Annotated in this window: 11 protein-coding genes; 6 read left to right on the forward strand and 5 right to left on the reverse strand. The window is 64.3% G+C overall.

Annotated elements, in window-relative coordinates:
- The first annotated feature begins 16 nt into the window (after positions 1–16).
- Together M1247_RS14595 and M1247_RS14600 are read left to right on the forward strand one after the other, a co-directional pair.
- On the forward strand, positions 17–1,477 hold the full coding sequence (locus M1247_RS14595; RefSeq protein ID WP_410506871.1) for an NAD-dependent succinate-semialdehyde dehydrogenase: 1,461 nt from the start codon (positions 17–19) through the stop codon (positions 1,475–1,477).
- Positions 1,474–2,883: a class II fumarate hydratase gene (locus tag M1247_RS14600; protein WP_317157069.1), complete on the forward strand. Its 1,410-nt coding sequence runs from the start codon at positions 1,474–1,476 to the stop codon at positions 2,881–2,883. Before M1247_RS14595 ends, M1247_RS14600 begins: the two co-directional genes overlap by 4 nt.
- Here M1247_RS14600 and M1247_RS14605 read toward each other — a convergent pair.
- From M1247_RS14605 to M1247_RS14620, 4 genes are all read right to left on the reverse strand, one after another.
- Positions 2,840–3,898 carry a LacI family DNA-binding transcriptional regulator gene (locus tag M1247_RS14605; protein WP_317157070.1) on the reverse strand — a complete coding sequence of 353 codons (1,059 nt, stop codon included), beginning with the start codon at positions 3,896–3,898 and terminating at the stop codon, positions 2,840–2,842. The genes M1247_RS14600 and M1247_RS14605 overlap by 44 nt on opposite strands.
- Before the next feature lie 87 nt (positions 3,899–3,985).
- The gene (locus M1247_RS14610; RefSeq protein ID WP_317157071.1) at positions 3,986–4,873 is read right to left on the reverse strand and encodes an ArsR/SmtB family transcription factor; all 888 of its coding nucleotides are present in this window, start codon (positions 4,871–4,873) and stop codon (positions 3,986–3,988) included.
- Positions 4,874–5,285: 412 nt separating this feature from the next.
- Complete coding sequence (locus tag M1247_RS14615) at positions 5,286–6,299, reverse strand: sugar phosphate isomerase/epimerase family protein (RefSeq protein WP_317157072.1); 1,014 nt, start codon at positions 6,297–6,299, stop codon at positions 5,286–5,288.
- A complete protein-coding gene (locus tag M1247_RS14620; RefSeq protein ID WP_317157073.1) occupies positions 6,296–7,408 on the reverse strand; it encodes a Gfo/Idh/MocA family protein in 1,113 nt (370 codons plus the stop codon). The genes M1247_RS14615 and M1247_RS14620 overlap by 4 nt, the downstream gene beginning before the upstream one ends.
- A gap of 375 nt (positions 7,409–7,783) precedes the next feature.
- On the opposite strand from M1247_RS14620, the gene M1247_RS14625 reads away from it, so the two are divergent.
- From M1247_RS14625 to M1247_RS14635, 3 genes are all read left to right on the forward strand, one after another.
- The gene (locus tag M1247_RS14625; RefSeq protein WP_317157074.1) at positions 7,784–9,313 is read left to right on the forward strand and encodes a sugar ABC transporter ATP-binding protein; all 1,530 of its coding nucleotides are present in this window, start codon (positions 7,784–7,786) and stop codon (positions 9,311–9,313) included.
- Positions 9,314–9,420: 107 nt separating this feature from the next.
- A complete protein-coding gene (locus M1247_RS14630) occupies positions 9,421–10,347 on the forward strand; it encodes an ABC transporter permease (protein ID WP_317157075.1) in 927 nt (308 codons plus the stop codon).
- 70 nt (positions 10,348–10,417) lie between these two features.
- A complete protein-coding gene (locus M1247_RS14635) occupies positions 10,418–11,449 on the forward strand; it encodes a substrate-binding domain-containing protein (RefSeq protein WP_317157076.1) in 1,032 nt (343 codons plus the stop codon).
- Here M1247_RS14635 and M1247_RS14640 read toward each other — a convergent pair.
- A complete protein-coding gene (locus M1247_RS14640; RefSeq protein WP_317157077.1) occupies positions 11,442–12,131 on the reverse strand; it encodes a GntR family transcriptional regulator in 690 nt (229 codons plus the stop codon). The genes M1247_RS14635 and M1247_RS14640 overlap by 8 nt on opposite strands.
- Before the next feature lie 113 nt (positions 12,132–12,244).
- Between M1247_RS14640 and M1247_RS14645 the strand changes: the two genes are divergently transcribed.
- A complete protein-coding gene (locus tag M1247_RS14645; protein WP_317157078.1) occupies positions 12,245–13,045 on the forward strand; it encodes an FAD binding domain-containing protein in 801 nt (266 codons plus the stop codon).
- Positions 13,046–13,056: the final 11 nt, after the last annotated feature.

Below are 13,056 nucleotides of genomic sequence, written 5' to 3' on the forward strand. Positions count from 1 at the left end.
AGATCAGGAGACAGCGTTGACTGCACACCATGCCGTTCTGGACACCTTCTGCAAAGGTGTTTGGATCAACAACAAGTCCGCAGATGCCGCGGACGGCAGGACATTCGATATCGAGAACCCGGCCAACGGCGAACCGCTGTGCCGCGTCGCCGATGCGGGCGAGACCGAGGCGATGCAGGCGCTCGACGCCGCTGTCGCCGCCCAGGCGGCGTGGGCGGCGACCTCGCCCCGGCTGCGGTCGGATATTCTGCGCCGAGGTTTCGATCTGCTGACGGCCCGCACCGAAGAACTCGCCCAGCTGATCACCCTCGAGATGGGTAAGTCGGTCGCCGAATCGCGCGGTGAGGTCGCCTACAGCGCCGACTTCCTGCGCTGGTTCTCCGAAGAGGCCGTGCGCATCCGGGGCGACTACACCGCGAACCCGACCGGACCCGGACGGATCGCGCTGATCCGTCAGCCCGTCGGGCCGTGCCTGTTGATCACCCCGTGGAACGTGCCGTTGGCGATGGCCGCGCGAAAAGTGGGTCCGGCGTTGGCTGCCGGTTGCACCACGGTGCTCAAACCCGCCGAGCAGACACCACTGACCGCTCTGCTGTTCGCCGAGATCATGCAGGAAGCGGGCCTGCCTGCCGGCGTGCTGAACGTCGTGCCGACATCGCGGCCCGAGGTCGTTGCCACGCCGCTGCTCGCTGATCCCCGCCTGCGCAAGGTCTCGTTCACCGGCTCGACCGAGGTGGGGCGTCTTCTGATCCGGGCGTCGGCCGACAACGTATTGCGCACGTCGATGGAGCTGGGCGGCAATGCGCCGTTCATCGTGTGCGCCGACGCCGATGTCGATGCGGCCGTGGCCGGGGCAATGGTGGCCAAGATGCGCAACGTTGGGGAGGCCTGCATCGCGGCGAACCGGTTCTACGTGCACGAGGCCGTGGTCGACGAGTTCAGCGAGAAGCTGGTGGCGCGGCTCGAGAGGCTCTCTGTCGGCGACGGTTCGACGCCGGGGACCGATGTCGGGCCACTGATCGACGGTGAGCAGCGGGACAAGGTGGTGGCGTTGGTGGCCGACGCCGTCGACCACGGCGCCGAGGTGGTGCTCGGCGGCGCCCCACCCGAAGGAGCCGGGTATTACTACCCGCCGACCGTGTTGCGGGGCGTCTCGCCCAACTGCCGGATGAACTCGGAGGAGATCTTCGGCCCCGTCGCGCCGCTGACCACTTTCACCGACGACGAGGAAGCGCTGCGCCTGGCCAATGACACCGAATATGGCTTGGTGAGTTATGTTTTCACGTCCGACTACGGGCGCGCGCTCTGGTTCGCCGAGCGCCTCGAGGCGGGCATGGTAGGTCTGAATCGCGGCTTCATCTCCAACGCCGCCGCACCGTTCGGCGGTATCAAGCAGTCGGGTCTGGGACGCGAGGGCGGTGATGTGGGCATCGATGAGTACCTCGAGGTCAAGTATGTCGCCATGGGGCCGGAGTGAGCGAACCGGCCCGTGTTGAGCGGGATTTCGCCGGTGAGGTCGAAGTCCGGGCCGACCACTTGTGGGGCGCGCAGACCCAACGCGCGCTGAACGCGTTCACGATCAGCGATCTGAGAATGCCGCAGGCGCTCGTGCGCACCCTCGGGTCGCTGAAACGTGCGGCAGCACAATCCAACAACGGTCTTGGACTGCTCGATGACCGGCTGACCGCGGTTATCGTGCGAGCGGCAGGCGAGATCGCCGCGGGAGAACACGACGACCAGTTCCGGATCGACCTGTTCCAAACCGGCAGCGGCACCAACACCAATATGAACGCCAACGAGGTGATCGCAAACCGGGCCAACCAGCTGTTGGGTCAGTCACTGGGCGCCAAAACTCCGGTGCATCCCAACGATCACGTCAACTTGGGACAGTCCTCCAATGACGTGACGCCGACGATCATCCACGCCACAGCGCAGACCGCCCTGACCCATCGTCTCCTGCCTGCATTGCGGTACCTGTACGCCACGCTGGCCGATCTGGCCCGGCGCACCGGAGACGTGGTGAAATCGGGGCGCACGCACCTGCAGGACGCCGTCCCGATCAGGATGGGCCAGGAGTTCGCCGGTCACGCCGGACAGATCGCGCGTGGAATCCGCCGTATCGAGGCCACCCAGGCCGGCCTCGCCGAAGTCGCGCTCGGCGGCACCGCGGTGGGCACCGGTGTCAACACCCATCCCGACTTCGCGGCCCGGGTGGTGGCGAAACTCGCTGATGAGTTCGATATCGACTTGCGCGAGACCGGCAATCACTTCCAGGCGCAGAACTGTTCGGATGCCGTAGTTTTCGTCTCAGGAGCGCTGCGGACGGTCGCGGTGAGCCTACTCAAGATCACCGAGGACATCCGGTGGATGAGCAGCGGTCCGGTGGCAGGCTTGGCGGAGATCACGGTACCGACGTTGGGGATGGGGTCCTCGATCATGCCGGGCAAGACCAACCCGGTGATCGCCGAGGCCGTCAGCCAGGCAGCGGTCAAGGTGATCGGGAATGACGCGACCATCGTCGCCGCGGGCAGTCGCGCCAACTTTGAGATCACGGTGATGTCACCGGTGACGGCATATGCACTGCTGGAGTCGGTCGACATCCTCATCGGTGCAGCGACCACCTTCGCCGATCGGTGCCTGGCCGGGGTGTGCCCGACTGGCACCGGACCGCGTCTGGTGGCACACAACGCGATGCTGGCGACCGCGCTGGCGCCTCGAATCGGCTACGAGAAGGCCGCCGCTATCGCAAAAACCGCCGCGGCGCGTCAGAAGTCCGTACTGGACACCGCCCGGGCGATGAGCGATGTGCCTCAGGATGACCTGGTGACGCTGCTGGACGCTACCTCGATGACGGGACCGGTCGGCGTCGAGACTGATGAGTGATGGCGGCGACCGAATCGCGGATCCGGAGCTCACCCTCCATCTGAATCACCGCCGGCCGCTTCGCCGGCCTACCGTCCCAGGTGTCGATGGCGGCGAGGATCTCGCGGCTCGCACGCCGGCCCATATCGGCCAGCGGCGGGGCGAATGTGGTGATGGCCGGATTCCACACTGAATACCAGGCGGGGTCGTTGAATCCGGCGATCGACAGCTCTGTCGGAATGTCGATCGACCGCCGTTTGCAGACGGCCAGGGTGCCCAGCACGAACTGGGCGCTGAGCGCCAATACGGCCGTTGGCAGGTCGTCGGCGATCGATTCGATGGCCGCCGCGCCGGCATCGATGGTGAGTGCCGCAGACAGCACACGTGTGCGCGGCTGAGCGCGATCGTGTGTTCCCGCAGGCACTTCGGGGATATCCGCGGCCGCGATAGCCGAGCGGAACCCGGCGAGCCGGTCCTTGGTGGTGGAAAAGTCCGACGGCCCGACGAGTGCGACGATATCGCGATGGCCGACGTCGATGAGGTGTTCGGTGAGCAGCTGGACACCCTGGGCATCGTGGCTGAGCACGGCGGTGGCGGTGCAGCGCTGCGACCGGCGGTTCAACTGCACCACCGGAAGTGTCGTGGGCACCGAGCCCAGGGGATCGACGGGTACGTGGACCACGCCGTCCACCTGGCGGCTCAGCATTGTCTCCCAGGCCCGCTGCTCATCGCCGGCCGCGCCGCCGGTCTGTGCGACGATGAGCTGAAACCCGGCCGCATCCAGCTCCACCTGGAGCACCTCCGCGGCCGAGGTGTAGAACTCATTGCTCAGGTCCGGAATCAGCAGCCCGATGGCCCGGCTACGGCGTTCCCGCAACGCGCGGGCAGCGGCGTTGCCGCGGTACTTCAGCTTGGCCGCGGCGGTCTGGACACGGCTCTTGGTCGCTTCGTCCACATAGCCCTTGCCGCTCAACGCCCGCGACGCGGTACCTACGCCGACGCCGGCGAGTTTTGCGACATCGGCGAGGGTGCTCACGCGACCAATCTAGCTGAATGCCATGCCCCGATCATCGAGACGAGCCTGGTCGCCACCCCGGTGGATCCTTGGTTAGTAGGGCTATGTTCAGCGGTTGGCGTCGATCAGGTCCACACCCAGCTCGGTCGCGTGGTGAATGACCGCTTTGCCGTCGCGACGGCTGTGTGTCAACCGCGCCTGTCGCAGCGCTGACGCATGTTCGGACGCAGACGCGGGGCTGATACCGAGGTTTCGGGCGATGTCGCCGGTGGTGTGCTCACCGGTCAGCATCCGCAGCACAGCCGCCCGGGTTGGCCCGAGAATCGCTGCGAGCGAGTCGGATTCGGTGCCGATCCGGATGGTCAGATCGGTGGACGTGGGGTAAGCCAGGATGACCGGTTGGTCGCCAAGCTCCCCGACGAGCGGCGACTCGGCCCAGAATACGGCGGGTGTCAGCACCAGGCCCCGCCCGCGTAATGCGACGGTGTGGCGTTGTGGGCTGTCGATCTCCAGGCAATCTCCCTCCCACCGCGCGCCGGGGATCACCGTGCTGAGCATGGCGCGCACGCCGAGGTGTGCCATGACGCGCCCCTGACGGGCCAGCTCGATCCGGTGGTTCGCCTGGATCTCCGGCCAATACGGTTCCAGTACCGCCGCATACGCCCTCGTGGTCGCACGACCCAACGCCAGCATCGCCTCACGATTCCCGCTGATGGCGTGTCGCAGATAGTGGGGGGCACCGTCGCCCTCAGTGGGGCCGCGTCGGAAGACGGCAAGCTCGGCATTCGCCTGCCGCGGGCCCAGTCCTTCGATGGACCGCATGCCCTCGTCGAAGTCGTCTCCCAGCACCGTCGGCGACAATGACCACGAGAAGTGGCCCACCACCGCGCGTCCGGACGGTGCCGACAGGGGAAATGCCGCAAGCGCACGACAACGCCACCGCTGGCCCCACGGCGTGCGGATACCCTGCCGCAGCGCCCGTGCCGCGAACTTCATCTCCAACAGGGGAGCGGGCGAAGGCAGAAACCGCGTCGACGCAAAGTCGTCGGCGGTGAATATGAGCCGCAACCAACTGCCCTACAGTCCGCTGCCCAACGTTTCGAAGAGCACGCGATCACCATAAGCCCTGTTTGTGGGGTACGTCGGAGAACGGCGACAGTACCGACGGGCGAACGTTTCGGCGTCAGTCGAAACGTTGTACCGAGCCCGTGCATCGGCGCTTTAATCGGGCAAGCGGGGGCGGGTACGGATCGCGTGATGCGCGGACCGCTTGACTGTGAAGGATGCACAGTGACAGCCGTATCGGCGGGCAGCTAGCCCAAGGGGGAACGCGCCGGCCGGGGGACCGGAGCGTGTGCGCCTGCCCGCCGATCGGCCTTTCCAGAACGCTACTGGTTCGAAAAGGCCCCTACTGGTTCGAAAAGGCAGAGTCGAAGCTGGTCTGGGGCTGGTCCCACAGCAGTGAGCGAACGTAGGTGGCGGCTTCAGCGGCCCCGTGCAGTCGATCCATACCTGCGTCCTCCCATTCGACCGAGATAGGTCCCCGGTAACCAATGGCATTGAGGGCGCGGAAGGCGTCTTCCCATGGAACGTCGCCGTGCCCGGTGGAGACGAAATCCCATCCGCGGCGTGGATCGCCCCACGGTAGGTGAGAGCCGAGAACGCCGGCGCGGCCGTTGGCCGGGCGCAGCCGGGTGTCCTTACAGTCCACGTGGTAGATGCGGTCTTGGAAGTCCCAGATGAAGCCGACAGGATCAATGTTCTGCCACATCATGTGCGACGGATCCCAGTTGAATCCGAAGGCGGCACGGTGGTCGATTGCCTCCAGGGTGCGCACGCTGGTCCAGTAGTCATAGGCGATTTCTCCGGGATGCACCTCGTGGGCGAATCGCACCCCTTCCGAGTCGAATACATCGAGGATCGGGTTCCATCGTGCGGCGAAATCTTCGTAGCCCGCGTCGATGACGGCTGCGGGTACCGGCGGAAACATCGCGACGTAGGGCCACACCTTGGACCCGGTGAAACCCACCACGACATCGACCCCGAGTTTGCGCGCAACGCGTGCAGCTCGTTTCATGTCTTCGGCCGCGCGTCGCCGCACTCCCTCCGGTTCGCCGTCCCCCCACGTCGAGCGCCGCACGATGGCTTGGTGGCGGAAGTCGATCGGGTCGTCGCAGACCGCTTGGCCGGTGAGGTGATTGGAGATGGCGAACACCTTCAGCCCATGGCTGTCGAGAATGTCCATTCGCGATTGCAGATAGGCCGCGTCAGTGTCGGCGCGTTCCAGATCGAGGTGGTCACCGGATGCGGCGATCTCCAATCCGTCGTAACCCCATTCGGCGGCCAGCTCGGCGACCTTGTCAAACGGTAGGTCGGCCCATTGGCCGGTGAAAAGGGTGACAGGGTGGCTGGATTCGGTCATACGTTGCTCCATTGTCCGCTGGCGGCAGAGTCCAATACTGCCTCGACGATCCGTGTCGACCGCATCCCGTCGGCGAGAGTGGGTAACCCGTCGGGCCGTGCGCCGTCGATGGTGGCATAGGTATCGGCGACAAAGGCATCGAATGCATCGGTCCAGCCCTGGGCGTGCCCCGGCGGGGTGCGGTTGAGGCGGGCCTGGTCCGGAGCCGGATCGGCTTCGCCCCGGTGGAGCTTCAGCGTGCCGTGTTCGGTTCCGAGCCAGATGCTTTCGGGGTTCTCCTGGTCGAACACCGCTGATTTCCGGGTGCCGTCGACTTCGAGCCAGAGCCGGTTTTTCCTGCCGGCGGACACCTGGGAGATGACGGTGTTGGCGGTGATTCCGCGCGCAGTGCGGAACGTGGCGACGGCGATGTCTTCTGTATGCACCGGCGCCAGATCTCCTGTGCTCTGGCCACCGAACGAGACCATCGAACCCGCGGGCCGTTCCGGGTAGGTGATGGTCGTGCTGGCACTCACCGAGGTGAACGTCTCTCCCGACACGAATTCAGTCAGGTCGCACCAGTGCGTGCCGATGTCGGCGAACGCGCGGGAGGCACCTCCGGCGGCGGGATCGACCCGCCACGTGGAGGCACGCGGAGACAGCAGCCAGTCCTGCAGATAGGAGCCGTGAACGAGCGCGATATCGCCCAGTTCACCGGCGATGCGGCGGGCTCGGATTTCGCGGACCAACGGATGGTATCGATAGACGTACGGCACGGTGGCGATGACGCCCGCGGACTGCGCGACGTCCACCAGTCGAGCGGCGGCGTCGACGGTGGTCGCCACCGGTTTCTCGATGATCACGTGGATTCCCGCCGTGATCACCGCTTCCGCGTAGGAGGCATGGGTGTTGTTGGGTGTGCAGATGTGTACGACGTCGGGGCGGTCGACAAGAAGCGCGTCCAGGTCGGCATAGCCGTTGGGTACGGACCACTGCGAGGCGACGGCAGTGGACCGCTCCGGGCTGGAACCGAGGACACCGATGACGTTGGCACCCGAGTTGCGAGCGGAGCGCAGATGTACCGCGGCGATCATGCCGGTTCCGACTATGGCGATTCGGACGGTGGTCATCGCGGCTGTTCGATGAGTACGAAATAGGGCACGGAAACTCCGTCAGGGTGAGGCGCCTCTAATGACGTCGTCAGCGTACCCAATCTTCGTTGTATGGGTGCGGCAGACCGAAAATGTCTGCGACTGAACAGTTCTGAACTTCTTGCCGGTCGCTCGCCCGCTGGGGGAGACGATGTTTGCTGCGGGGCGTTCGTCGTGACGGGTGCCGCGGTTCCGGATGCGCTGCCGTGCGGCCGGCGCGACAAGCGCGGTGGACTGAGGCATTCTGACAGCGCCGGATAAAAGTGACGGTGCTCACAAATTGTGCTTGACGCGGTGGAGCTCACACCCGTAGGTTCAATTATCGATATCGATAGTGCAACGAGAGGGCCCGCAGTGGCGGAAGTGGTCTTGGAGATGCAGGCCATCAGCAAGTCTTTTCCTGGCGTTCGTGCGCTATCGCAGGTGGGATTGGAAGTCGAGGCCGGCGAGGTGCACTGCCTACTCGGGCAGAACGGGGCAGGAAAATCCACGTTGATCAAGGTCCTTGCCGGCGTACATCGACCGGACGAAGGCCGCATCTCGGTTTCCGGGCGGGACGTGGAGTTCGACAGCCCCACGGCGGCCATGGTTTCGGGGATAGCAACGATGTACCAGGAACTCGATCTCGTCGACCACCTCTCCGTTGCGGCGAACGTGTTTCTCGGTCACGAAAAGTCGTCATGGGGATTCACCCGGCGGTCGGATGCGCGCACCGCGACCGCCGCGCTCCTCGCACGTCTGGGACACAGCGAGATCTCGCCGGGCCAGCTGGTCGAGCACCTTTCCCCGGCCGGTAAGCAGATTGTCAGCATGGCGCGTGCGCTCTCCCGCGAAGCGCGCATCATCGTGATGGACGAGCCGTCGGCTGTGCTGTCACACGACGAGGTCGTCAATCTTTTCCGGATCATCCGCGAGGTCACCGCGGCGGGTGTGGCAGTCGTCTACATCTCACATCGTCTTGAGGAAATCCGTGAGATCGGAGACCGGATAACGGTTCTCAAGGACGGACGTACAGTAGCGGCGGGCCTCGATGCCCAGAAAACCACAACCGACACCGTCGTTTCGCTGATGTCCGGCAAGACCCTCGAAACGACTTTTCCTGCCCGACTGGACGCACAGTGTCGTGGCGAAGTCGTGCTGGATGTTCGAAACCTCTGCCGTGCTGGAGAATTCGAGGATGTCACCTTCTCTGTCAGGGCAGGTGAGGTGGTCGGCATCGCAGGGCTGGTGGGATCCGGACGATCTGAGATCCTCGAGACGATTTTCGGTGCCCGGCGCGCGACAAGCGGATCAGTGAGTGTCTCGGGCACGGCCGTCAGGGCGGGAAGTGTCCGCCGCGCCATGCAACTCGGAATCGGTCTCGCGCCCGAGGAACGCAAGAGTCAGGCATTGCTGTTGGGTGAGTCGATCGCCCGCAACATGTCCATCTCCTCTTTGAAGAAGTTCTCCCGAGGCGGCTGGCTCGATCGCCGGAAGGAAGTCACCCGCGCGCACGAGCTCGGCTCGCAGCTAGATCTGCGACCGCTCAACCCTGCCGCCGCCGCGCGAAATCTCTCTGGTGGCAACCAACAGAAGGTGGTCCTTGCGCGCTGGCTCATCTTTGGTTGCAAGGTCCTTCTGCTCGACGAACCGACCAGGGGAGTGGACGTCGGTGCCCGGGCCGAGATCTACGCGATGGTCCGGGAACTCGCACGCTCAGGAATGGCAATCGTCGTCGTATCAAGTGAAGTTCCGGAAGTGCTGGGGCTCGCCGATCGGGTCGTCGTCGTTCGGGAAGGGCGTGTCCTCGCCGAATCCGCAGCAGAGGAACTCACCGAACAACACGTCCTCGACATGGTCATGGAAGGCAGCGCAACCGTGGAGATCAAGGAGGCAGCACTGTGACCGGTCCGGTGGAGCTACAGCCCGATGTCGAAGGCGGAACGCCCAGCCCTTCTCGTGGAGACCACTCATCGAAGAAGTCACCTTCGGGCCCGCAATGGCTGAATGTCGTGAGGGCAGATCGCAACATCGGATTGCTCGTCGTCCTGGTCGCCCTGTTCGTGGTGGGTTCGGTAACCAGCACGGAGTTCCTCCAGTTCAGCAACGTGGTCACGATCTTGACTCTGGCCAGCGTCATCGGCGTGGTCAGCGTGGGTGCGACGTTTGTGATCATCGGCGGCGGGATCGACCTTTCTGTGGGTTCTGTCCTGGGCCTGGCATCGGTGTGGGCGACCACCGTCGCCACCCAGGCATACGGGCCATGGGTGATGGTGATGACATCGCTGATCGTCGGGACAGTCTGCGGATTGGTCAACGGGGTGCTGATCGCATACGGCGGGTTGGTCCCGTTCATCGTGACCCTTGCGATGCTGGTGGGTGCTCAAGGCCTGGCCGAGCTGATCTCCAACCGTCAATCGCAGTTGCTGTCCCAGCCCGCGCTCTCGGATGTCCTGTTCCACCGGTTGTTCGGACTTCCCGTTCTTGTCTACATCTTCGCCATCGTCGCGGATCTGGGTTGGATACTGTTGAATCGCACAAATTTCGGCGCGCGGACTGTCGCGGTCGGAAGCAATGCCGAAGCCGCTCGACTGGCCGGCATCAATGTCCAGCGGCACACGCTGCTGCTGTATGTGCTCAGCGGGTTCTGTGTCGGTATCGCAGCGATCATGGTGGTGGCCCAGACGAATACCGGCGCAAGCACCTTGGGCAGCCTGTATGAGCTCGACGCAATCGCTGCGATCATCGTCGGTGGAACACTTCTCTCCGGCGGCCGGGGCACCATCGTCGGCACTGTGCTCGGCGTGCTCGTCTTCACGACGATCACCGATCTGTTCATTCTCAACGGTCTCGACTCGCCGATCCAGAAGATCGCCAAGGGCGCAATCATCGTGGCGGCCGTGCTTTTCCAACGGCGGACGCAGAAAGCCAAACGGTAGTACGCACTGCTCCAAACAGAATTCATCCAGAGAGAGGACGAGCGTGAAGCACCGCAACGAAGGAGACCTTGTGTCAGGTTTGGGCAGGCGGCGCATGCTGGTCGGCATGTCGGCTGTCGGTGCCAGCGCGGTAGTGGCGGCGTGCACCAGCAACTCGACAGCGCCGGCGTCGACTTCCATGGATTCCGAGGGCAGCAACAGTGAGCCGGGGAAGGACGTGACAATCGGATTCTCGGCCCCGGCAGCAGATCACGGATTCATTGCGGCAATCACAGCCAACGCGAAAGCACAGGCGGACAGCTACAAGGACGTGACGCTGACAGCGACTGAGGGCACCAACGACGTGGCGATCCAGATTGCCGCCGTGCAGAGCATGATCAACAAGAAGGTCGATGCCATCGTCATCCTGCCATTCGACGGCAAAGCGCTGACAGAGGTTGCCGGTAAAGCGATGGCCGCCGGAATTCCCGTCATCAACCTGGATCGTGTCCTCTCCTCACCCTTGTCGTATCGAACATGGGTGGGTGGTGACAATTACGGCGCCGGTGCCAACGCCGGAAACTACATTGCCGCCCGGCTGAAAGACGTGGTCAATCCGGTGATCCTCGAGATTGCCGGTCTCGACAACCTGGAGCTGACGCAACAACGCAGCGCCGGATTCAAGGCAGCCCTTGCCGATCACGGCCTCACCGTGACCGACCGGCAGGCAGGCGACTTCACCGCCGCCACGGGCCAGAAAGTGGCGGCCCAACTGCTCCAGGCGCACGGAAAAATCGACGCCATCTGGAACCAGGACGACGACCAGGGAATCGGCGTGGAGGCCGCCATAAAGCAGGCCAACCGGGACGAGTTCTTCATGGTGGGCTGCGCCGGATCCAAGCACGTGATGGAGATGATCAAGGCCGGGACCGGGCCTGTCGAAGCGACCGTGTTGTACAGCCCCGTCATGGCCGCGTCTGCGATCTCCCTGGCGCGTCTGGTCGCACAGGGACGGCCGCTCAACGACCTCGCCGAACTGGACGTCCCTGCCTCCCTGACGACGTACTCAGCTGTGGTCACAAAAGACAACGTCGACCGCTATCTGAGTATCGGCTTCAGCTGACGCCGGGCCGCGGGGGTCGGGCCGGGAGTTCGGCGTAATTCCATTGATGATTCCGTGCGTGCAGGCACGCCGCTTCGATGTCGCCGGCTCGCATGACCGCAACCAACTCTGCGTGTTCGTCAGCGACATGCTGCAACTCGGGATGGATGACCATGAGAGCGATTGCCGTGCGTGCTTCGATTTGGAGAGCTTCCCAGGCACGTGTCAACAGGAGATTCGAGCTGGCTGTCACGACACGTCGGTGGAATCGCGTGCTGGCCAACCCTATTGCGTGCGGATCGCCGGCTTCGGCGCTTCGGTACATGTCCTCGACGTCGGCGTCCAACTCAGCGAGGGGCAGGTCGCCGGACAGCATCGCCAAGCGTGTCGCCGTCTCCTCCAGCGCGGCTCGCACCACGTATGCCTCGCGAATGGTCTGTTCGACGAAGGGGATAACGGTCTTCCCGCGCCTCGGTCGGTTCTCGATCAGGCCCAGCCCTTCGAGTTCTCGCAGAGCTTCACGGACAGGGGCCTGGCTGGTCCCGAAGTCCAGGGCAATCTGTGTTTCGACCAGTCGTTCGCCGCTGCTCAAGTCGCCCGACACTATGCGTTCGAGTAGCCCATCTCGAATCTTCTCGCTCAGTGTGGGTTTGGGCGACCGTGCCGCCAGCTGTCGGGCAGATGGTCGGTCATCTGCTGGCACTTCGCCCCTTTCGTTAGGTCATCTCTCGATATGCGCCTATAAGTTTCGTGCCGCTTGACGGATTTAGTCAATCAGGCTTAGTTTAGATTATCGATATCGATAATTGGAGGGACATGCTCACCGGTATCCACGTGCCCGAGAACCCCGAGTCGGCTGCTGGGCTCGTGATGGCCGGCGGGTTGCCTCTGGGAGGGGGCACCTCACTCATGCCTCGCCTCAATGACCACGCATCTCCGCCCACCGAGTTGGTGAGTTTGCGTCACGCCGGCCTGGATTCGGTGCGAATCGACGGTCAGACCGTCGCGCTGGGAGCCGCGGTGACTCTCTCAGCGATAGAACGCAATCCGGACCTGTCGGTCCTGCACCAAGTGGTGCGGACGATCGCGGCACCGCCCGTTCGGAGTCTCGCCACGGTCGCGGGCAACCTGTTCGCTCCACAGCCGTACGGTGACCTCGCTGTCGCGCTACTCGCACTGGATGCCGAACTCGACTTCGCCGACCGCGATGGTTTCCGCACCGGTTCGCTGGAGAACTTCCTCGCCGACGACCACGACCACGCGCTCATCACGCAGATACGGTTCCGCCGACCGCAGGGGAGCAGCTTCCGGTACCTGAAAGCAGCGCGGCGCAGGCTGAACTCGGGCTCTGTGGCGACGATCGCGGCGACCATCGAGCTCGAAGATCAGCGCATTGCCGCAATCAGGGTGGCGCTGGGCGGGCTTGCGCCACGCGTCATCCGTGCCCATGCAGTCGAGGGGGCCCTACGCGGCAGGCGGCTCGATGCAGACTCCGTGGAAACCGCCTGCCGCGAAGGCCTCGACGATCTCGATCCGGCTGACGACGCGTACGCATCCGCGTGGTATCGCCGCCGGGTGTTTCCCGTTCACCTACGCCGGGCGTTGCTCGGCGTCTGAGTATCACGAAG

It is taken from the genome of Mycobacterium appelbergii (assembly GCF_032883035.1).
Classification (GTDB): Bacteria; Actinomycetota; Actinomycetes; order Mycobacteriales; family Mycobacteriaceae; genus Mycobacterium; species Mycobacterium appelbergii.

Excerpts from the sequence above, each read along its gene's own strand:
- M1247_RS14620 (WP_317157073.1), bottom strand. The coding sequence starts at position 7,408 with ATGACCACCGTCCGAATCGCCATAGTCGGAACCGGCATGATCGCCGCG.
- M1247_RS14615 (WP_317157072.1), bottom strand. The coding sequence starts at position 6,299 with ATGACCGAATCCAGCCACCCTGTCACCCTTTTCACCGGCCAATGGGCC.
- M1247_RS14610 (WP_317157071.1), bottom strand. The coding sequence starts at position 4,873 with ATGAAGTTCGCGGCACGGGCGCTGCGGCAGGGTATCCGCACGCCGTGG.
- M1247_RS14645 (WP_317157078.1), top strand. The coding sequence starts at position 12,245 with ATGCTCACCGGTATCCACGTGCCCGAGAACCCCGAGTCGGCTGCTGGG.